The sequence below is a fragment of the Cryobacterium sp. Y82 genome, from assembly GCF_002929495.1.
Lineage (GTDB): Bacteria > Actinomycetota > Actinomycetes > Actinomycetales > Microbacteriaceae > Cryobacterium > Cryobacterium serini.
Map to the genome: position 1 here is coordinate 209314 of NZ_PJJJ01000036.1, position 20941 is coordinate 230254.

16 protein-coding genes, 1 tRNA gene and 1 pseudogene are annotated in these 20941 nt (G+C 65.3%); 7 read left to right on the forward strand and 11 right to left on the reverse strand.

The window, feature by feature from the left end; genetic code table 11:
- Positions 1–81 precede the first annotated feature (81 nt).
- Together eno and hisS are read right to left on the reverse strand one after the other, a co-directional pair.
- Positions 82–1362, reverse strand: coding sequence for a phosphopyruvate hydratase (eno, locus tag CXY70_RS14575; protein WP_104193052.1), 1281 nt, complete (start codon positions 1360–1362; stop codon positions 82–84).
- Between the two features lie 135 nt (positions 1363–1497).
- Positions 1498–2751 (reverse strand): histidine--tRNA ligase, encoded by a 1254-nt coding sequence (gene hisS / locus CXY70_RS14580; RefSeq protein ID WP_104193053.1) that lies wholly within the window; start codon positions 2749–2751, stop codon positions 1498–1500.
- A gap of 95 nt (positions 2752–2846) precedes the next feature.
- Here hisS and CXY70_RS14585 point away from each other — a divergent pair, with 95 nt between their 5' ends.
- Both CXY70_RS14585 and CXY70_RS14590 read left to right on the forward strand, forming a co-directional pair.
- Positions 2847–3854, forward strand: a complete 1008-nt coding sequence (locus tag CXY70_RS14585) for an ABC transporter ATP-binding protein (RefSeq protein WP_233205952.1) — start codon at positions 2847–2849, stop codon at positions 3852–3854.
- Positions 3851–4942, forward strand: a complete 1092-nt coding sequence (locus CXY70_RS14590; RefSeq protein WP_104193054.1) for an ABC transporter permease — start codon at positions 3851–3853, stop codon at positions 4940–4942. The genes CXY70_RS14585 and CXY70_RS14590 overlap by 4 nt, the downstream gene beginning before the upstream one ends.
- Before the next feature lie 12 nt (positions 4943–4954).
- Here CXY70_RS14590 and CXY70_RS14595 read toward each other — a convergent pair whose 3' ends face one another.
- Complete coding sequence (locus CXY70_RS14595; RefSeq protein ID WP_104193204.1) at positions 4955–5770, reverse strand: MazG family protein; 816 nt, start codon at positions 5768–5770, stop codon at positions 4955–4957.
- Between the two features lie 138 nt (positions 5771–5908).
- On the opposite strand from CXY70_RS14595, the gene nhaA reads away from it, so the two are divergent.
- On the forward strand, positions 5909–7279 hold the full coding sequence (gene nhaA, locus CXY70_RS14600; protein WP_104193055.1) for a Na+/H+ antiporter NhaA: 1371 nt from the start codon (positions 5909–5911) through the stop codon (positions 7277–7279).
- Positions 7280–7442: 163 nt separating this feature from the next.
- Here nhaA and mfd read toward each other — a convergent pair whose 3' ends face one another.
- From mfd to CXY70_RS14615, 3 genes are read right to left on the reverse strand one after another with little or no spacing between them, the layout of a single operon-like run.
- A complete protein-coding gene (gene mfd / locus CXY70_RS14605) occupies positions 7443–11072 on the reverse strand; it encodes a transcription-repair coupling factor (RefSeq protein ID WP_104193056.1) in 3630 nt (1209 codons plus the stop codon).
- Between the two features lie 37 nt (positions 11073–11109).
- Positions 11110–11694: an aminoacyl-tRNA hydrolase gene (pth, locus tag CXY70_RS14610; RefSeq protein ID WP_104193057.1), complete on the reverse strand. Its 585-nt coding sequence runs from the start codon at positions 11692–11694 to the stop codon at positions 11110–11112.
- A 56-nt stretch (positions 11695–11750) separates the two neighbouring features.
- The gene (locus CXY70_RS14615) at positions 11751–12362 is read right to left on the reverse strand and encodes a 50S ribosomal protein L25/general stress protein Ctc (RefSeq protein ID WP_104193058.1); all 612 of its coding nucleotides are present in this window, start codon (positions 12360–12362) and stop codon (positions 11751–11753) included.
- Positions 12363–12632: 270 nt separating this feature from the next.
- Here CXY70_RS14615 and CXY70_RS14620 point away from each other — a divergent pair, with 270 nt between their 5' ends.
- Positions 12633–13346: a FadR/GntR family transcriptional regulator gene (locus CXY70_RS14620; RefSeq protein WP_104193059.1), complete on the forward strand. Its 714-nt coding sequence runs from the start codon at positions 12633–12635 to the stop codon at positions 13344–13346.
- A gap of 27 nt (positions 13347–13373) precedes the next feature.
- Here the strand turns inward: CXY70_RS14620 and CXY70_RS14625 are convergent.
- Both CXY70_RS14625 and CXY70_RS14630 read right to left on the reverse strand, forming a co-directional pair.
- Positions 13374–14781 (reverse strand): annotated as a pseudogene (locus tag CXY70_RS14625) (GntP family permease).
- Complete coding sequence (locus CXY70_RS14630) at positions 14781–15293, reverse strand: gluconokinase (protein WP_199183453.1); 513 nt, start codon at positions 15291–15293, stop codon at positions 14781–14783. Before CXY70_RS14630 ends, CXY70_RS14625 begins: the two are co-directional and overlap by 1 nt.
- Before the next feature lie 197 nt (positions 15294–15490).
- Between CXY70_RS14630 and gndA the strand changes: the two genes are divergently transcribed.
- A complete protein-coding gene (gene gndA, locus CXY70_RS14635) occupies positions 15491–16948 on the forward strand; it encodes an NADP-dependent phosphogluconate dehydrogenase (RefSeq protein WP_104193060.1) in 1458 nt (485 codons plus the stop codon).
- 115 nt (positions 16949–17063) lie between these two features.
- On the forward strand, positions 17064–17429 hold the full coding sequence (locus tag CXY70_RS14640; protein ID WP_104193061.1) for a hypothetical protein: 366 nt from the start codon (positions 17064–17066) through the stop codon (positions 17427–17429).
- 358 nt (positions 17430–17787) lie between these two features.
- Here CXY70_RS14640 and CXY70_RS14645 read toward each other — a convergent pair whose 3' ends face one another.
- From CXY70_RS14645 to CXY70_RS14655, 3 genes are all read right to left on the reverse strand, one after another.
- Positions 17788–18765 carry a ribose-phosphate diphosphokinase gene (locus CXY70_RS14645; protein ID WP_104193062.1) on the reverse strand — a complete coding sequence of 326 codons (978 nt, stop codon included), beginning with the start codon at positions 18763–18765 and terminating at the stop codon, positions 17788–17790.
- Entirely contained in the window at positions 18766–20217 is a 1452-nt protein-coding gene (gene glmU, locus CXY70_RS14650; RefSeq protein ID WP_104193063.1) for a bifunctional UDP-N-acetylglucosamine diphosphorylase/glucosamine-1-phosphate N-acetyltransferase GlmU, read from the reverse strand.
- A 30-nt stretch (positions 20218–20247) separates the two neighbouring features.
- Positions 20248–20319: transfer RNA gene (locus CXY70_RS14655), tRNA-Gln, on the reverse strand.
- A gap of 121 nt (positions 20320–20440) precedes the next feature.
- Between CXY70_RS14655 and CXY70_RS14660 the strand changes: the two genes are divergently transcribed.
- Complete coding sequence (locus tag CXY70_RS14660; protein WP_104193064.1) at positions 20441–20932, forward strand: MarR family winged helix-turn-helix transcriptional regulator; 492 nt, start codon at positions 20441–20443, stop codon at positions 20930–20932.
- The last annotated feature ends 9 nt before the right edge of the window (positions 20933–20941 follow it).

Consider the following 20941-nt stretch of genomic DNA (forward strand, 5'->3'; position numbering starts at 1 on the left):
AAATCGTACCAAGCGAAAGCTGTGGGCCCCCGACCAGCCGAAAAACGGTGGTCGGGAGCCCGTGGCTGCTGTCGGGCCTTGCTACGCGGTAAAGCGGGGGAACGCGGAGCGGCCCGCGTACACAGCGGCCTCGCCGAGTTCTTCTTCAATGCGCAGCAGTTGGTTGTACTTGGCGACGCGCTCGCTGCGTGCGGGAGCGCCGGTCTTGATCTGGCCCGCATCCGTTGCGACGGCGAGATCGGCGATGAAGGTGTCCTCGGTCTCGCCCGAGCGGTGCGAGATGATCGCGGTGTAGCCGGCGCGCTGGGCAAGCGAGACGGCATCCATTGTCTCGGTCAGGGTACCGATCTGATTGACCTTGACCAGGATGGAGTTCGCGGCCTTGAGCGCAAGGCCCTTGGCCAGGCGCACGGGGTTGGTCACGAACAGGTCGTCTCCAACGATCTGTACCTTGTCGCCGAGTGACGCGGTGAGGTGAACGTAGCCGTCCCAGTCGTCTTCCTCGAGCGGGTCTTCGAGGGAGACGAGCGGGTAGTCGGTGACGAGCTCGGCGTAGTAGGCGCTCATTTCTTCGGCCGAGAACTTCTTGCCCTCGAAGTTGTAGCTGCCGTCCTTGAAGAACTCGCTTGCGGCGACGTCGAGGGCGAGGGCGATGTCCTTGCCGGGAACGTAACCGGCGCTCTTGATGGCTTCGACGATGAGGTCGAGCGCGGCCCGGTTGCTTGGCAGGTTGGGGGCGAAGCCGCCCTCGTCGCCGAGGCCGGTGGACAGGCCTTTGGACTGCAGCAGCGCCTTGAGCGAGTGGTAGATTTCAACGCCCCAGCGCAGCGCCTCGCTGAACGACTCAGCACCGAGCGGAACGATCATGAATTCCTGGATGTCGACATCGTTGTCAGCGTGCGAGCCGCCGTTGATGATGTTCATCAGGGGCACCGGCAGGGTGTGGGCATTCGGACCGCCAAGGTAGCGAAACAACGGCAGGCCGGCTGAGCTGGCTGCAGCCTTGGCCACGGCCAGGCTGACGCCCAGGATGGCGTTGGCGCCGAGGCGCTCCTTGTTATCGGTGCCGTCGGCTTCGATGAGTACGAGGTCGACGATGCGCTGGTCGGTCGCGTCGATGTCTTCGACCGCGGGGCCGAGGTCGTCGATCACTGCTTCGACAGCCTTGAGCACGCCCTTGCCCTGGTAGCGGGCTTTATCGCCGTCGCGCAGCTCATAGGCCTCGAACACCCCGGTGGACGCGCCGGACGGCACTGCGGCGCGGCTGACGGTTCCGTCGCCGAGCAAAACTTCGACCTCGATAGTCGGGTTGCCGCGGGAATCGAGAATTTCGCGTGCGTCTACTGCCTCAATTAGGGCCACAACTGTCTCCTGATTTGTCGGGGGTGAACGTCTGGCTAGACGCCGGGGTACTGGTCGGAATGAAAGTAGGGGTGTGCCGGGGGACCGGGCGATTTCAGTCTAACCAAACCTGTCGACCGATCCGCCGAACCGGCGTCAGGCGCCGAGCGGTTTAAAGTCGAGGTCGACCGCCGCCTGCGTGTCAACGGTTACGAACGCGAAGCGTCCGTAACCGGCCTCTCCAGCCCGGTCAAGCACGGCCTTGAGGTTCTTGGTGCGGCGTTCCAAACGCACCCGCAGCCCCCCGGCGACGAGGTCGCGCTTGAGGGCGACGAGAAGAGCCGGATGGGCGTCTTTCTCGTATACGAGTACGACGGCGTGCTGAGCGGATGCGGCATCCGCTTGCAGCAGGTCGACGATGCGTTCAAAGCCGATCGAGAATCCGCAGGCGGGTACGTCGGTGCCGAGGAACCGGCCGATCATTCCGTCGTAACGACCGCCGCCGCCGAGGGAATAAGCCAGGTCAGGATGGGAAATCTCGAAGATGGTTCCCGTGTAGTAGCCCATGCCGCGCACCAGGGTGGGGTCAAACGCGAGGTCGACGCCGGGCAGGGCGACGCGCAGGGCAGTCAGGTCGGCGAACGCCTCCGCGTTGAGCCACTCCGGCGCGCTGTCGCCGAGGGACCAGCCGCCGGTGCCGAGCTCGGTGAGCAGGGCGGCCAGGTTGGGGGCATCGATGCCGAGGGCGCCGAGCTCCGTGGCAACACCATCAACACCGATCTTGTCGAGCTTGTCGATTACGATCAATGCCCGCTCGGTCAGTTCTGACGCGACGCCCCAGTGGGCGAGCAGGGCGCTGAGGATGCGGCGGTCGTTAATGCGAATGGAGCAGCCCGTGAGGCCGAGCTGGTCGAGGGTCGCGGCCGTTGCGGTGATCAGTTCGATCTCGGCGAGCGGGCCGGCCTCACCGATGATGTCGATGTCGCACTGCATGAACTGGCGGTAGCGGCCCTTTTGCGGGCGTTCGGCCCGCCAGACCGGAGCAATTTGAATCGAACGGAACACGGCGGGCAACGCGGCCCGGTGGGTGGCGTAGAACCGGGCGAGCGGAACCGTCAGGTCAAAGCGCAGCCCGAGATCGGCCAGGGACAGCAGGTCGTCCTGCTCGGCCGCGGCCGCGACGTCGGCTGCGCTGAGGCCGCGCTTGAGCACCGCGAAGGCGAGCTTCTCATTGTCGCCGCCGAGACCGGAGTGCAGGCGGGCGGAGTCTTCCATGACCGGGGTTTCGATCTCGTCGAAGCCGTGCGCCCGAAAACTCTCGCGGATGATGCCGAGGGAGCGTTCGCGTACGGCCTTGTCGGCGGGGAGGAAATCGCGCATGCCGCGCGGCGGGGTCACTGCAATAGCCATGAGGTAATTCTCTCAGTTGCCGTGGGTGCGATTCACCGCCCGCCCCCGAACGGGAGTGCGCCCTAGACTCGGGGGAAACAAGTGGGGGTGTGTCGATGTCGGCGACGACAGTTTTCGGATCTGGCGGGATCGTACCCAGCGGGATCGCGGTGACCGGGGTCAGCCGATCGTTCGGGAGTGTGTTCGCGCTGCGGGGCGCGACGCTGACCGTTCCGGCCGGGTCGGTCACGGCCCTGATCGGGCCAAACGGCTCGGGCAAGACCACGCTGCTACTCATGCTCGCAACGTTGCTCACCCCCGATACCGGCACCATCCGCATTAACGGTCACGACCCCGTTATCGAGCCGGAACGGGTGCGCGCCGTCATGGGCTGGATGCCGGACACACTTGGTTCCTGGCCGAGCCTGAGCGCCCGAGCAGCCCTGCAGACCACCGGCCGGATGTACCGCCTGACCGGCGAGCAAGCCGCCGTGCGCGCCGACGAACTGATCGCGCTGACCGACCTCGGTGACTTCGCTGACCGGCCATCGCGGGTGCTGTCGCGCGGCCAGAAACAACGCCTGAGCCTGGCCAGGGCGCTCGTGCACTCCCCCGGAGTGCTGCTGCTCGACGAGCCGGCCTCCGGCCTCGACCCCGCGGCCCGTGCATCGCTGCGCCAGCTGCTGCGCCGTCTGGCCGGCGAGGGCGCCGCGATTCTCGTTTCCAGTCACGTTCTCGCCGAACTCGACGAAATGGCCGATGCCGCGGTGTATCTCGCCGACGGGCGCACGGCGAGCCCGGAGCAGGTGGCCGCGGCGGGCGCGAGTGCCAGATCCTGGCGTATCCGCTCACTCGATGAGTCAGCACTGGAACGTGCGCTGGCTACGCCCGGCGTGGTCGGCGCGCTCGTGCGGGTTCTCGGCGTGGACCAGCTCGGCACCCTCGTACAGGTTGAAAATGAAGCCTCCGCCGCCGCTCTACTGCACAACCTGGTCCTGAGCGGGGTGCCGGTGTGCGATTTCGGGCCGGCCGTCGGCAACCTTGAGCACACTTTTCTCGACCTCACGCGGGAGCGACCGGCGCGACATAGTTCTGTCGTCGTCAACCCGGAGGTAGCGCCATGAACGACCATAACCGCCTGTTCCTGACCGGACTCTGGTTAATCGTCACGCTGGAACTGCGCCAGCGGGTGCGCGGCGTCTCCTGGTACGTGCTGCTGGGTGTCTTCATGCTGCTCGTGGGCATCGTCACGTTTCTGCTCTGGCTGGCTACCTCGGCGTGGCTATCCGGCGGCGGCGGGGTGTTCTCGACGATCATTTTCTTTGTGCTGCTGCTGGGAACACTGGTGTCACCGGCGCTGTCGGGCAACGCCATCAACGGCGATCGGGATGCCGGAACCCTCGCCACGACGCAGGTTACGCTCATCAGTACCGGGCAGCTCGTGCTCGGCAAGTTTCTGGCCGCCTGGATCACCGCGCTCGCCTTTCTGGCGGCGGCGCTGCCGTTTCTGATCTTCGCCGTCGTTCTCGGCGAAGTGTCGCTCGGCACGATCAGCGTGTCGGTACTGGTGCTCGCGGCCGAGCTGGGCATGATCGCGGCGGTCGGAGTGGGGTTGTCGGGCATCCTGACCCGGCCGCTGTTTTCGATCGTGCTGACCTACCTTCTGGTTGCGGCCCTCAGCCTCGGCACGCTCATCGCGTTCGCCCTGCTCGGCACCGCCACGCAGCAGCAAGCGACAAGCGTGAACTATCAGGTCGTGGAGTCAACCTACGACGAGCAGACCGGCAAGCAGTCGGATATCGTATGCTCCACCGCCCAGACCTCGACCTACCCCGTGCCGCGCTTCGACTACTTCTGGTGGATCCTTAGCGCGAACCCGTACGTGGTGGTGGCGGATGCCGCGCCCGGCAGCTTCGACGCGGGCGGCCACCCCACCGACCTGTTCGGCCAGATTGCCGTCGGCGTGCGGAGCGCGCAGGCCGCTCCAGAGCTGTATACCGAGTACAACGGCTGCGACGAGGCCGCCAATGGGTACGCTGACCAGCAATCCGGCATCGGTCCAACACAGCAGGAGATCTACGACGGCGCGGTGCCCAGCTGGTTCATCGGACTATTCATCCATCTACTGCTGGGCGCCGGCGCCCTCACCTGGGCGTGGCGTCGCACCAGCACCCCCGCGACCCACCTCCCGGCCGGCAGTCGCATCGCGTAGTCCAGCGGGAGGTTAGGACGGCAGGGCGATGATACCGGCGTCGAAGGCATCGTCGGCGGGGCGCTCAGCGCCGCGAATCTCAGACTGCAGATCGCGCACGGCGGTTCGCAGCGCTCGTTCGGCGTCGAGGCCCTGGGCCCGGGCGGATGCCACGATGGCCAGTAACAAGGGTCCAAGATCAGCCTCGGACTCGATCGGAAGCGGGAAACCAGCATCCGCTTCGAGCAGGCCAATCTGTTCGGCCCGGCCGAGCACCTTATCGGCCAGGGCGAGCGCTGGCATGCCTGCCGGGATGCCATCGAGCACGCTCGTGCGCCCCGGCTTCTCCTCAGCCTTGAAACCGTCCCAGGCAGCCGACACCTCGTCGGCTGTCTTGAGGCTGAGGTCACCAAAGACGTGCGGGTGCCGCCCGATCATTTTCTCGGTCAGGCGCGCCGCGACATCCTGAATATCGAAGTCCTCCTCCGGCGTGTGGGCAGCCAGGTCGGAGTGAAAGAGCACCTGGTAGAGCACATCACCAAGCTCTTCGAGCAGGTCGTCCCGGCCGCCGTCTTCGATCGCCTCGATCAGTTCGTGGGTCTCTTCCACCAGGTGGCGCACGAGCGAGGCGTGGGTCTGGTCGGCGTCCCATGGGCATCCGCCCGGCGCGCGCAGCCGCGCGACGGTGGCGATGAGCGTCTCGAGGGGTGTTGCGGCCGGCGGTGCTGCGGCCGGCCAAACAGCGGATGCCGGATCCGCGACGTCTGCCGCCCGCGGCGCTGGCGGTGCCGAGTTCGTTTCCGGCAGCGAGGCTGCGGCACGAGCTGATGAAAACAACGGATCTGTCATGGTTGTACGCTCCTCGATCGGTTCCATCGTAAACGGCCTCCTTGGGGCGGTCAGCTGCCTCGTGTATTCTGGACGTAGGTGAGTCGGGAAGTCTGGTCGGCACATCATGAGCGCGCCGGAAAAACCAGAGGATTTATTATGACCGAACCATTCCGCCAGCCCACGCCCAAATCGGCCCCGTCCACCGCCACCATTCTGCGCCGCGGCAGTCATAGCGAAGTCGTGCGCATCTCCAGTATTTTGCGCAAAGAAACCGTCGGCGGTGCCATTTTGCTGGCTGCGACCGTGGCCGCCCTGATCATGGCCAACTCTGGCTTCGCGGACGCGTACTACTCATTGCGCGACTACAGAATCGGTTACGAGCCGTGGCATCTGGAACTGAGCCTCGGCGCGTGGGCGGCCGACGGCCTGCTGGCGATCTTCTTCTTTCTCGCTGGCCTCGAACTGAAGCGTGAATTCGTCGCAGGCGATCTGCGCAGCGTGAGCCGTGCCATCGTTCCCGTAGCCGCCGCGGTCGGTGGCGTGATCGTCCCGGCCCTTATCTATGTGCTGATCAACCTTGACTCGGGCGCCGAAACACTGCGCGGCTGGGCAATTCCCACCGCGACCGACATTGCGTTTGCCGTTGCCGTTCTCGCCGTTATTGGGTCGAAGCTTCCGCCGGCGCTGCGCATCTTTCTGCTGACTCTCGCCGTGGTCGACGATTTGCTTGCCATCACGATCATCGCCTTCTTTTACACGGACGACATCTCCGTTCTGCCGCTCGTGCTGGCCCTGGTCCTGATCGCGCTGTTCTGGATGTTGACCCACAAATTCTCGTACTTCTTCGGCACCAGAGCCTGGGCCGCGTGGCTGATATTGCTGCCTCTCGGCTTCATTGTCTGGGCGCTCGTGCACGGTTCTGGCGTGCACGCGACCGTAGCCGGCGTACTTCTGGGCTTTGCCGTGCCTGTGCTGCGCAGCAAGCGCGGCGGCGGGCCCAATGCAGGGCCCGGCTTGGCCGAAACTTTGGAACATCGAATCCGTCCGCTGTCCAGCGGAGTCGCGATCCCGGTGTTCGCCTTCTTCTCCGCCGGCGTCACGATCGGCGGCGCCGATGGCCTGTACCGGGCGCTCACCGACCCGGTCGCGGTCGGCATCGTTGTCGCTCTCGTCGTTGGCAAGCCGATCGGTGTGTTGCTCGCGACCTTCATTGTGACCAAGACCACGAAGGCGGCGCTCGACCCCGATCTGTCGTGGATCGACGTCACCGGCGTCGCCGTGCTGGCCGGTGTCGGTTTCACCGTGTCGCTGCTGATCAGCGAGCTCGCCTTCGGCCAGGGCAGCCCGCACGACGACCACGCCAAGGTAGCCATTTTGGTCGGTTCGCTCCTCGCCGCACTCCTGGCCACGGTGATCCTGCGTTTACGCAACCGCCACTATGGGCGCATCGCCGAGAAGGAGGCCATCGACAGCGACGACGACGGCATTCCGGATGTCTACGAGCCGGAACAGGAGTCGAAAGCCTAAGCAGAGCACCACAGGCACGCGCGGGAGATACGCCAGTACGCGGGAGTTCCCGTCTGGCCAAAACTCCCGCGCCACTCGACGCGCTGGACCTGCGCCAGTGCGCGGGAGTTCGGCCTCCCGCGTACTGGCGCAACACCCGCGCACCGCGAGGAGGGCTCTGAGGTTAGGCCGGCCCGGCAACTGCCGGAATGGCCGGCGGGAAAATGGCGGCCAGCAGCGTCTTGGTCCACTCGATCAGGGCGTTGTCATCGAGCGGTTCACCGTTCGGGCGCGGCATCGGCACACTGAGTGCGCCGGTGGCGGACACGTACCGCGAGCCGGGGTACATCCGCTGCAGGCGCACCTGAATCGAATCGGCCAGGTCGGCCGGCGCAACGCGCAGGTTCGAGCCCATGGCCACGACCTCGCTGAGCTTCGCCTGCTGGGCCTGCCAGCGCAGCCGCGATACGGCCACGAGGTTCTGCACCGGAACGGGCGGTTCGCCGTAGCGGTCGGTGAGCTCGTCGAGCACGAGGTCGATCTGGTCATCGTTCGCTGTGGGTGCACTCGCACTGGAGAGCTTCTGGTACGCCTCGAGGCGTAGGCGCTCACTGTCGACGAAGTTGTGCGGAATGTGCGCATCGACCGGCAACTCCAGCCGCAGCTCGGTCTGCCCCTCGGCGACATCGCCGCGGAAGGTGCTCACGGCCTCACCGATCATGCGCAGGTATAGGTCGAAGCCCACGCCGGCGATATGGCCGGCCTGCTCGCCGCCGAGCAGGTTGCCGGCGCCGCGAATCTCGAGGTCCTTGAGGGCCACCTGCATGCCGGCGCCGAGTTCGTTGTTGGCGGCGATGGTGGCGAGACGGTCGTGGGCGGTCTCCGACAGCGGCTTGTTCTCGTCATACAGAAAGTAGGCGTAGGCCCGTTCGCGGCCGCGCCCGACCCGGCCGCGCAGCTGGTGCAGCTGGCTCAGGCCGAACTTGTCGGCCCGGTCGATGATGATGGTGTTGGCGTTGTTGATGTCGAGGCCGGTCTCGATGATCGTGGTGCAGACCAGAATGTCGAACTTGCGCTCCCAGAAATCACCGACCACCCGCTCCAGCTGCGCCTCCGGCAACTGCCCGTGTGCGATCGCAATGCGCGCCTCCGGTACGAGTTCGGCGAGCTGCGTGGCGATGCGGTTGATGGTCGTGACCCGGTTGTGCACGAAAAAGATCTGGCCCTCGCGCAGCAACTCCCGGCGGATGGCGGCGGCAACCTGTCGCTGGGAATACGGTCCCACAAAGGTCAGAATCGGGTGCCGGTCTTCGGGTGGGGTAGCCAGGGTCGACATTTCACGGATGCCGGTGACCGCCATCTCGAGGGACCGCGGAATGGGCGTCGCGCTCATCGCGAGAATATCGACGTTGGTCTTGAGCTTCTTCAGCGCGTCTTTGTGCTCGACGCCGAAGCGCTGCTCCTCGTCGATGATGACCAGGCCGAGGTCTTTGAAGATAATCGATGATGAGAGCAAGCGGTGCGTGCCAATGACGACGTCGACGGTGCCGTCGAGCATGCCGGCGATGGTTTCGCGCGATTCCTTGTCGGTTTGGAATCGTGATAGGGCACGCAGGTGAATCGGGAACCCGGCGAAGCGTTCCTTAAAGGTCTCCATGTGCTGGCTGACCAGCAGGGTGGTTGGCACGAGCATGGCGACCTGCTTGCCGTCCTGCACGGCCTTGAACGCAGCGCGAATGGCCACCTCAGTCTTGCCAAAACCCACGTCGCCGCTGAGCAGCCGGTCCATTGGAATGGGCCGTTCCATGTCGGCCTTGACCTCGTCGATGGTGGTGAGCTGGTCGGGGGTCTCCACGAAGGGAAATGCCTCTTCAAGCTCACGCTGCCAGGGGGTATCCGGCCCGAAGGCATGCCCCTTACTGGCCATGCGGGCCGAATACAGTTTAACGAGCTCGACGGCAATGTCGCGTACCGCCCTGCGCGCCTTGGTCTTGGCGCTCGACCAGTCGCTACCGCCCATCTTGCTCAGGGCCGGAGCCTCGCCGCCGACATAGCGGGTGACGAGGTCGAGCTGGTCGGTCGGCACGTACAGCCGGTCGCCGGTGTGCCCACGCTTCGACGGAGCGTATTCCAGCACGAGGTATTCGCGGGTGGTCTTGACCGGGTTGCGGCCGCCGCTTGACACCTCACGCTGAGTCAGTTCGAGAAAACGGCCGATGCCGTGCGTCTGGTGCACCACGTGGTCGCCGGCCACGAGCTGCAGCGGGTCAACGACATTCTTGCGGCGGCTGGCGAGCTTCTTGATCTGCCGCTCGGAGTACCCGACGGTGCGCCCGTAGAACTCGCTCTCGCTGATCAGAGCGAGCTTGCTCTGCGGCAGCTCAAAGCCGTGATCGACGGATGCCTTCAGCAGGTAGGCGATACCCGGTTCCGGTTCCAGCGGCCACACCTCCACCACCCGCACCGGCAGCTCGCGCTCGGCGAGCACCTGAGCGGCCCGTTCGACCAGGCCGGCACCCTGGGCCACTATGCCGACGACCCAGCCGTCGTGCAGCCGGGAGGCGACGTGACCCACGGCTCCGTCGACGCTGCCGGCGAAGGTGGGAACGGCATCCGCTTCGATGCGAATGGTGAGCAGTTCGTCCATCTCAAGGTGTTCGGGCAAAACCGGCGAATCGGTCGGTGCGGCCTGGAAGGTGCTCAGAGTCCACCAGTTGTGACCGGAGGCCGGCGCGCCAGGCGCCGAGTACTTCACGCTGTCGCGCAGGCGCTCCAGGGTGAGAAAATCACCGGATTCTAAGTCGATCGGGGCGTCAGCACCGGCCGTGGCGGCGCTCCAGGCGGCGCCGAGAAACTCACGATTGGTCTCGGCCAGGCTGATCGCCCGGCTCGCGACCCGTTCCGGCGAGATGACAGCGACGGCGGCATTGGTCGGCAGGTAGTGGGTGACGGGCACCAGCCGGTCGACCAGGGCCGGAGCGATGCTTTCCATGCCCTCGACCGGGATTCCCTCGGCGATCTTGGCGAGCAGACCGGCCAGACTCGGAAATTCGTGTTGCATTTCGCGGGCGCGCTGCCGCACGGCTGGGCTCAGCAACAGTTCACGGCTGGGCGGCAGGCTGACGGATTCGACCGGTTCGGGCAGCGACCGCTGGTCGGCCACGTTGAACAGGCGAATCTGCTCGACCTCGTCGCCAAAGAATTCGACCCGGTAGGGGTGCGAAGCGACCGGCGGAAACACGTCGAGAATTCCCCCTCGTACGGCAAACTCGCCGCGCCGGGTGACCATGTCGACACGGGCGTAGGCGACGTTGATCAACTGCAGCACGATCGCCGCGAGATCGTGGCCGCGGGCGCCGACGGTGAGCTCGATCGGTTCGTAGTCGGTGAGGTTGTCGGCAACGGGTTGCAGGGCCGCCCGTACCGAGGCAACAACGATGAGCGGACGCCGCTTTCCTGGGTCTTGCTCCTGCCATTCGCGCATGCGGCGCAGGGCGTGCAGGCGCTTGCCGACGATCTCGGCGCTCGGGCTCAGGCGTTCGTGCGGCAGGGTCTCCCAGGCCGGAAAGTCGATGATTTCGGCGCTCGTGGCGAAGCAGCCAAGGTTTTCACGGATTGCCTCCGACTCGCGGCCGGTCGCGGTGATGACGAACAGGGCCTGCGCATCATCGCGCCGCAGGTTCAGCAGTGCTGCGAGCAGGGCTGCTCGCAGGCCCTCGGTCAGCGAGAAATCCGCGTCCCGGCTCGCGTAGGCGAGGGCGTTGTCGAACGTGGAGGCGCGCGCGAGCGCTGCGATTAAGCCCTGAAGGATCACTGAATGAGTCTACGCACTGGCACCGACAGCGCCGAACTCAAGACGGCGAGTGGAACTTCTGCTGGGCCGCCACGACGCCGTCGGTGGCAATGAGTTCGATCGCGTCGGAGGCATCCGCTATCAGGTTAGGCAGAATGCTGCGCTCGGCGGCAGCGAAGTCGTGCAGCACGAAATCGGCCGGATTCTGGCGGCCGGGCGGGCGCCCGATGCCCATGCGTAGGCGAATGAACTCGTTGCTGCCGGTGGCGGCGATGATGTCGCGCAGGCCGTTGTGGCCGCCGTGACCGCCGCCAACCTTGATCTTGAGCGTGTCAAAGGGCAGGTCGAGATCATCGTGCACGACGATGAGCCGGTTGATGGGCAGCGAGTAGAAGCGCAGCAGCGCTGCGACCGGGCTACCGGAGACGTTCATGAACGTGGCGGGCTTGGCCAGCACCAGTTTGGGTCCGGCGGGCGCGAGGCGTCCTTCGGCCACGAGGGCGGCCGTTTTGTGACGTTTAAAGTTTGACGCGAGACGGTCGGCGAGCTGTGCGGCCACCATCTGTCCGACGTTGTGCCGGTTGCCGGCGTAGTCGGGCCCGGGGTTACCGAGCCCGACTACGAGCCACAGGTTCGTGTCCAGGGGATTCCTCCGTGTGCGAGGGCGAAAGCCCAGACGGAACCAGTTGAAAATTACAGCTACGCGGCGGGCGTAGCGGCCGGGGTTCCGGCCGTGATGACCTCGGTCTCGGCCTCTTCTTCATCTTCACCGCGCGGGGTGTGGATGTAGACGACGAGGGCGTCTTCATCAGAGATCAGCGTGGCGCCGGAGGGCAGCGGAACGTCCTTGGCGTGAATCTGGGCGCCGTCTTCGAGGCCTTCGATCGACACAGTGACGTTCTCGGGGATGTCGGTCGCTTCGACCTCGAGCAGCAGGGTCTTGGTATCGAAGTCGGCGATCGTGCCCGGGAAGGACTCGCCCGACATGTGCACCTGAACTTCCACCTGCACCTTTTCGCCCTTGCGCACGACGACGAGGTCGATGTGCTCGATGATGGCCTTCACCGGGTCCTTCTGCACGTCCTTGACCAGCACAAGCTGCTTGGCGCCGGCGATGTCGAGCTCGAGGAGCATGTTGGCGCGACGCAGCAACAGGGCGATGCGATGGGCGGGCAGCGACACGTGCACCGGCTCGGTGCCGTGGCCGTAAATGACGGCAGGAATCTTGCCGAGCACGCGCAGCTTGCGGGCCGCGCCCTTGCCAAAGCTTTCGCGCAGTTCAGCGGCGACGGCGGTAACTTCTCTAGCCATGGTATTTTCTCCTTGCCGGGCACGATGCCCGAGTTCTGGTACGGACCGAAGCCCGAAAAGTGGGTACTGATTCAACTCGAACGCATGTCAGCGTGAGGAAAAGCCCAAGGCCTCGTCCGCCGCGTCGATAACGGATGCTGCCGGCCCAAGTCTGGCCCGGCAGGATCCCTCGCCGAAGTTCGCTTCCAAGCTTACACAGTTCGGGACGGTACGGCAGCCCGGGCGTGTCGTTCGCTGCGGCTGCGCCTCGCCAGACGTTAGGGTCGGAGCATGTCATCGAGCCTGCACAACCGCGTGGTCGACGCGGTGGGCACCCTCATCGTCGACGGCCGCACGCCCGCCGGAACGGTCATGCTCTCAGAGCAGATCGAGCGCGCCCAGGGGGTCAGTCGATCGGTCGTGCGCGAGGCGGTGCGCGTGCTCGCGGCGATGGGCCTGGTCGAGTCGGTCAAGCGCGTCGGAATTCGGGTGCGTCCGCAATCGGGGTGGAATGCGTTCGACCCGGTCCTCATCCGCTGGCGTTTGGCCGGGGCGGGGCGGGGCGCGCAGCTGCGCTCGCTCACCGAGCTGCGGGCATCCGTTGAGCCGATGGCTGCCGAGTTGGCCGCCCAGCACTGCCCGCAGGCGATGTCGGGCGAGCTCATGACCGTGGCGGCGCAGATGCGCACGGTGGGACGTTCCGGTGACCTGGAACGATTTCTGGATCTGGACATCCATTTTCACCGCCTTGTGCTGCACGGATCGGGCAATGAAATGTTCGCCAAGCTCGACGAAGTGATCGCCGCCGTACTCTCGGGGCGCACCGGCCTCGGCCTCATGCCTGCCCACCCGCACGAAACCGCGCTGCAGTGGCACGTCGACGTGGCGGACGCCATTCAGGGCGGGCACCCCGTGCGGGCGCGCGAGTCGATGGAACTGATCATGCGGCGCACCATCGCCGAAGTCGAAGAGTCCTGGGCCGATACTGCCCGCATTTTCTTCTAGAGCGCGGGCGGGCGCCGCGCCAACAGATCAGATCAGGCTGGCTACGAGGTAGATGGCCGCGGCAATCGTGAAGCCCACGATTCCGACGAGGGCCTGACCGACCGTCCAGGTCTTGAGCGTTGTTTTGGTGTCCATTCCGAAGAAGCGGCTGACCAGCCAGAAGCCGGAATCGTTGACGTGCCCAGCGAACACCGACCCGGCGGCGAGGGCCAGCACGATGGCAGCGAGCTCGACCGGGTTAAACATGGTGTTGCCCATCACAACCGGTTGCAGCAGCGCCGCTGTCGTGGTGAGGGCAACTGTTGCCGACCCCTGAGCGATGCGCACGAGGGCGGCGATCACGAACCCAGCCACGATGACAGGCAGACCGATTGCGTCAAGCGATTCGGCCAAGGCATTGCCGATGCCGCTGGCACGGAGCACGCCGCCGAACATTCCGCCGGCGCCGGTGATGAGGATGACAGCCGAGACCGGGCCGAGCGCGCTGTCCACAACGGATTCTACGAGGGTGGCCGACTTGCGCTTTTTCCAGCCCAGCAGGGCCATGGCAAGAACCACGGTGATAAGTAGTGCGACCGGAGTCTCGCCGATGGCGCGCAGGACCTGCACCCAGGCGTCGTCAAGGGAGACGAGCCCGGCGGTTGCGGCCATGTTCAGGCCGGTGTTGAAAAAGATCAGTCCGATCGGCAGTAGGAGCAGCGTCATGATGATGCCGATGCGGGGCGCGGAAGCGAACTCGGTGAAGTCACCGGTACTGCCGCGCAGGATGGCGGGCACGGGAATGTCGTACTTGCGACCGACATACCCACCGAACAGGTGGCCGACGACATACCAGGTGGGAAGGGCGACCAGAAGACCGAAGATCAGAACGAGTCCCACGTCGGCACCAAGCAGGCCGGTTGCCGCGACGGGCCCCGGGTGCGGCGGCACGAAAATGTGCATGACCGAGAAAGCCACGGCCGACGGAAACGCATACCCGAGGAACGATCCACCGAGGCGACGGGCTACGGGCTACGGCGAAGATGATCGGCAGCATGACGACGAGGCCGGCGTCGAAAAAGATCGGGAAACCGAGCATGAGCGACGCAACGGCGAGGGCGATCGGCGCGCGCCGTTCTCCAAACCTGGAGATCAGGGCATCCGTCAGCACCTGCGCTCCACCGCTGGTTTCCAGCATCCTGCCAAGCATGGCGCCCAAGCCGACGAGCAGGGCGACCCCGGCCAGGGTGCTGCCGAAGCCTTCAAGCAGGGTGGGCATGAGACGGGCGGTCGGAATGCCGGTGGCGACCGCGGTGAGCAGGCTCACGATGATCAGCGACAGGAACGCGTGCACCTTGAACTTCATGATGAGCACGAGGAGCACCGCGATTGCGCCAGCGGCAACGCCGAGCAAAGCGGGGGTGCCGAGCACCCAGTTCATTTCAAGATCGGTCATCAGTGAGCTATCCCTTTGTGGATCAAGTCGACGAGTTCGTCGGGAGTATGGATAAGGTCGAAGCGGAGTCCCGCTTCGTCGGCCGCGAGAGGTTCGAGCGCCGCGAATTGCGAGTCGAGCAGTGTGGGTGGCATGTACTCGTGGTTGCGGTGGGTGAGACGCTCCGCGATGAGTTCTTGACTGCCGTAAAGCTCGGCAAAGACCAGGGTCGGCACGAAGGCGCGCAGAAGATCGCGGTAGCTGCGCTTGAGCGCGGAGCAGGCGACAACTACGGGGTCACCGAGTAGAGCGGCGTCCGCTATCGCCTCGGCGATGCGGGTGAGCCAGGGCAGCCGATCCTCATCGGTGAGCGGATGCCCGGACGCCATCTTGGTGCGCGCGGCCACGCTGTGCAGGTCGTCACCGTCGAGAAACCGCAGGCCACGCACCTGCGCCAGGGCGAGGCCGACAGTGGATTTACCACACCCCTGAACGCCCATCACGATGATGGGCGTGTGAAAGTGATCAGTCATGGTGCTCCTCGGACGGCCGCTGCTTCATTACCTCGGATCACGACGCGACGAGCACGTAATAAATCTGATTACAAGTTGTACGCTAACATTTATATCTGTTTTTATGAAATCGCGCGTGTCCCCCGCTTGTGGGACTAATCAGGCCCGTGCACTAAACTCGCAGGTGGTCTGTTCAACACAGCCCCAAAGGAGAAAACGTGTCAGAGTCAGGGCAAGCACAGGCAAATATCGGTGTCGTCGGTCTGGCGGTGATGGGTTCCAACCTGGCCCGCAACCTCGCTGGCCGCGAAGGAAACACGGTCGCGGTCTACAACCGCTCCCCCGAACGCACCCGTCTGCTCACGACCGAGCACCCGGAGGCGAATTTCGTCGCCTCCGAGAACATCGCCGATTTCGTCGCTACGCTGACCCGCCCGCGCACCGCGATCATCATGGTGCAGGCCGGACGCGGCACCGACGCCGTCATCTCGCAGCTCTCTGAGCTGTTTGAACCCGGCGACATCATCGTCGACGGCGGTAACGCCGACTTCACCGACACCATCCGTCGCGAAAAGGAGCAAAGCGCCAAGGGCATCAACTTCGTCGGCGCCGGCATCTCCGGTGGCGAAGAGGGCGCCCTCAACGGCCCCAGCATCATGCCCGGCGGCTCGGTCGAGGCCTACAAGACCCTCGGACCCATTCTCGAATCCATTGCCGCCGTCGTCGACGGCGTGCCGTGCGTCACGCACATCGGTACCGACGGCGCCGGCCACTTCGTCAAGATGGTCCACAACGGCATCGAATACGCCGACATGCAGCTCATCGCCGAGGCCTACGACCTGCTGCGCAAGGTCGGCGGACACTCCCCCGAGGCCATCGCCGACGTCTTCACCGACTGGAACGGCGGGGAGCTCAACAGCTACCTGATCGAAATCACCGCGGAGATTCTGCGCCAGGTCGACGCGAAGACCGGCAAGCCGTTCATCGACGTCGTGCTCGACGAGGCCGGGTCCAAGGGAACCGGCGTCTGGACGGTGCAGAATGCTCTCGACCTCGGCGTTCCCGTTGGCGGCATCGCCGAAGCCGTCTTCGCCCGCGCCGTTTCCAGCCACCCGGAGCAGCGTGGACCGGTGCGTGCCAGCATCACCGCCCGACCCGAGCTCGCCGTCGTCGGCCACACCTTTCAGGAAGACGTACGCCAGGCGCTCTACGCCTCGAAGATCGTGGCGTACGCACAGGGGTTCGATGCGATCATCGCCGGTGCGATCAAGTACAACTGGAACATTGACAAGGGCGCCATCGCCACCATCTGGCGCGGCGGCTGCATCATTCGCGCGCAGTTCCTCAACCGCATCGTGGACGCTTACGCCAACGACCCGTCGATCCCGAGCCTGCTCGTCGACCCGTACTTCGCCGAGGCTGTCGCCGCCGGCGAGGCAGCGTGGCGCCGCGTAGTCTCAACCGCGGCGCTCTCTGGCATCCCGGTTCCCGGCTTCGGAGCCAGCCTGAGCTACTTCGACTCGCTGGCAAGTGAGCGGCTTCCGGCCGCCCTGGTGCAGGGCCAGCGCGACTTCTTCGGCGCCCACACGTACCACCGCGTCGACATGCCCGGTACCTTCCACACCCTGTGGTCCGGCGACCGCACCGAGATCGTCACTGAGGCGTCTACGCACTGACCATCCGCGTTGCCGGCCGGCAGTATCCGCTCCTACCCTCGGGTGTGAACGGATACTGTCGGCCAGTTTTTTCACCGGCCGCTTCACACCAAGCTCTGAAAGACTAGGGGTCCCCATGACTGACAATCACCCCGAGCTTTCCGGCTACGAGCCGAATGAGAATTACCGCCCGCTGCGCGGCAAGCATTTCGCAACCATTTTGCGGGTCGTCGTCGTGCTCGGGTTGATAGCCCTGGTGGTGCCGGGTGTACTCACGACCATGCGGGTCGCCTCCGACACCGCCGCCAACGCCTGCGCGACCGCAGTGGCCCAGTACTATCCGTTCGCCGTCGACTTCGACGCTCGCTTCGACCTTGCCGGACCCGGCGGGTTCGGCTGGCAGTGCTACGCCATCGACCAGAACGAGCGCGACACCTTCGTGACGTCGCTCGGAATCATTCCCTCGGCGCCGCGCCAGATCACCCCGGGCACCCCCAGCTAGCAAACCCTTGCGCGCTAAGTGGGCGTCCTCGCGCGCTGGGTCGCCGAGCCGTGAGTTTCACTGAGTCCACACCGTCGAGCCGTGAGTCTTGACCCCAAAATGGCGTCAAATCGCTCCCTACTCACGACTCGGGCATCAAAACTCACCGCTCGGCGAGCGGAACCCTGCGAGTTGCCATTTTCGGCCCCACGCACAGTCCAACGCGCGGGGAGTGAGGCCGCGCGAACGTGCGAATGCCAGCGAAACGGGCGAGAATCGTGCATTCTTGGCGCAGTTGGAGAAGGGCGCAGTTAACGATCGGGAGGCGGCGGCCGCAGCCGACGCCTCCCGAATTCCGCCACTTTTGCGACTTAGGGCGCTACGCGGCACCGTCGAACATCGAGGTGACCGAACCCTCGTCAAAGACCTCGTGAATGGCGCGCGCCAGCAACGGGGCGATCGGCAGCACCGTCAGGGTCGGAAAGCGCTTCTCCGGCGGGATCGGCAGCGTGTCGGTGACGACCACGGAACTGATGGCCGGGTTCTGCAACATGTCAACGGCCGGGTCGCTGAACACGGCGTGGGTGGCGGCGACGACGACTCCGATGGCGCCGGCCTCGCGGAGGGCCTCTGCGGCCAGGGCGATCGTGCGACCGGTGTCGATCATGTCGTCGACGAGCAGGCAGACGCGGCCCTCAACCTGACCGACGATCTCGTGCACAGAGACCCGGTTCGGCACGAGCGGGTCGCGGCGCTTATGGATGATGGCCAGCGGAACTCCGAGGCGGTCGCTCCAGATGTCGGCGACGCGCACGCGGCCCATGTCCGGCGAGACGATGGTGAGGGTGGCCGGGTCGAGCTTCTCGCGGAAGTGCTCGAGCAGCACCGGCATCGCGAACAGGTGGTCAACGGGTCCATCGAAGAAGCCCTGGATCTGGGCGGCATGCAGATCGATCGACATGATCCGATCGGCGCCGGCTACCTTGAACAGGTCGGCGACGAGACGGGCCGAGATCGGCTCGCGGCCGCGCCCCTTCTTGTCCTGCCGAGCGTAGGGGTAGAAAGGCGCGACGACGGTGATTCGCTTCGCGGAGGCCCGCTTGAGCGCGTCAACCATGATGAGCTGTTCCATCAGCCATTCATTGATCGGCGCGGTGTGCGACTGGATGACGAAAGCGTCAGAGCCGCGCACGCTCTGGTCGAACCGGGCATACAGTTCGCCGTTGGCGAAAGTGCGTGCATCGGTGTGGAGTAGCTCCGAACCAAGCTCCGTGGCGATGTCGAGAGCGAGCTGCGGGTGCGCTCGCCCTGAAACCAGTACTAATCGTTTCTCGCCGCTGGTCTTGATTTCCGACACCTATTCTCCAGTCTTTTCGCTGCTTGTGAGGCGCAGGCTTGCTGCCGCCGCTGTATCGGCGGCTGTGCCCGGACGGTTGAGGTGAACCCAACCGTCCATGTTGCGTTGAGGGGCCACGTTGATGGCGAGTGCACCGGCCGGAACGCTCTTGCGAACGACTGTGCCAGCCCCTGTATACGCCCCGTCACCAATTGTAATCGGCGCGACGAACACGTTGTGCGACCCGGTGCGCACGTGCGACCCGATCGCGGAGTGATGTTTGGCCACGCCGTCGTAGTTGGCGAAGATTGTGCCGGCACCGATATTCGATCCCACGCCGACCGTGGCATCGCCAACGTAGCTCAGGTGGGGCACCTTGCTGCCGGCGCCGATCTGCACGTTCTTGGTCTCGACGAAGGCCCCGATTTTACCGTCAGCGCCGAGCACGGTATTCGGGCGCAGGTACGAGAATGGCCCGACAGACGCGCGCGCCTCGATCACAGCCAATGTTGCGTCCGTGCGATTCACCCGGGCTCCTTCGCCGATCTCGCAGTCGCGCAGGGTGGTGTCGGGTCCGATGATGGCGCCAGTGGCCACCACGGTGGCCCCGACGATCTGGGTGCCAGGCAGCAGGGTCACGTCGGGCGCGAGCACAGCCTTCAGATCGATCCAGGTGGTGGCCGGGTCCTGCACGGTCACACCGGCGAGCTGCCAGCCACGCACGATCAGGGCGTTGAGTTTTTGCGCGGTGTCCCCCAGCTGGGCGCGGTCGTTGATGCCGGCCACGATCCAGGCGTCAGCGACGGGAACGGCGCTCACCTCGGAGCCAGCCCGACGCAAAAGTTCGATCACATCGGTGAGGTATTTCTCGCCCTGCGCGTTCGCGGTGGTCAGCTGCGCCAGCTGCTCGCGCAGCGCGGCCAGACCAAACAGGTAGACGCCCGCGTTGATCTCGGTGACGGCCAGTTCGGCATCTGTCGCATCTTTTTGCTCAACAATGCGGTCGAACGCACCCTCGACCGAGCGGATGATGCGCCCATAGCCGGTCGCATCGTCCGGGTAGGCGGACAGCACGGTTCCCGCCGCTGCGCCCTTGCGGTGGGAGGCGATGAACGAGGCGAGGGTTGCGGCGTTCAACAGCGGCACGTCGCCGTTGATGACGAGCACGTCACCGTCGAAATCGGCGGGGAGGGCGGCGAGGGCCTGTTCGACGGCGCGGCCGGTGCCGGGAATCTCATCTTGGTCAACAATGGTGCTTTCGGGCAGGTCTTCGGCCACGACAGCGGCGAGCAGGTCACGTTCGTGCCGCACAACGGTTACGACATGCGCGGCCTCGAGCGCGCGCGCGGTGGCCAGTACGTGGCTGACGATGGGCACTCCGGCGAGCGGATGCAGCAGCTTCGGCAGGCTGGATTTCATGCGCGTACCCTGGCCGGCGGCCAACACAATGATGGCGAGGCGGGCGTCTGTCACAGGATTCCTAACACGTAGAGAGAGTGAGGGCTCCGCCACCAGGATTCGAACCTGGACCGAACAACTCCAAAGGTTGCCGTGCTGCCGTTACACTATGGCGGACCATGCTGGCCGGGGCCAGCAACCAGTCAAGTCTGCCAGATTCTGGCGGCCCGCGACGCCGCTGGCACCCTCTCGGCGCTTCTGCGCGAAGAAACCCCCGGATAAGCGGGATAATGGAGCAATGCCTGGCCATGATGAAGTCGACCGAATCGTCGATTCGTGGCTGCGCGAACGGCCCGATCTTGATTTTGCGCCGCTGCAGGTACTCAGCCGAGTCGCGCGGTTGTCGAAGCACCTCGACCGGGCCCGCCGCACGGCCTTCTCCCGCTCGGAGCTCGCGTCGTGGGAGTTCGATGTGCTCTCGGCCCTGCGCCGTGCTGGCACCCCCTACGAGCTCAGCCCGAAAGCCCTGCTGCAGCAGACCCTCGTTTCCAGCGGCACCATGACGAACCGCATCGACCGTCTCGTCGACCGCAATCTCGTCAAGCGCCGCTCCGCACCCAACGACGGCCGCGGCATCCTTGTGGGTATGACGCCGGCCGGTCTTAGCCGAGTGGATGCCGCCATCACCCGGCTCGTCGACGCCGAAGCCGAGCTGCTTCACACCCTTTCGGTGACCGATCAGGAGCGGCTGGCCGGCCTGCTGCGAAAGCTCAGCCTCGACTTCGACTAGCAGCTGCCC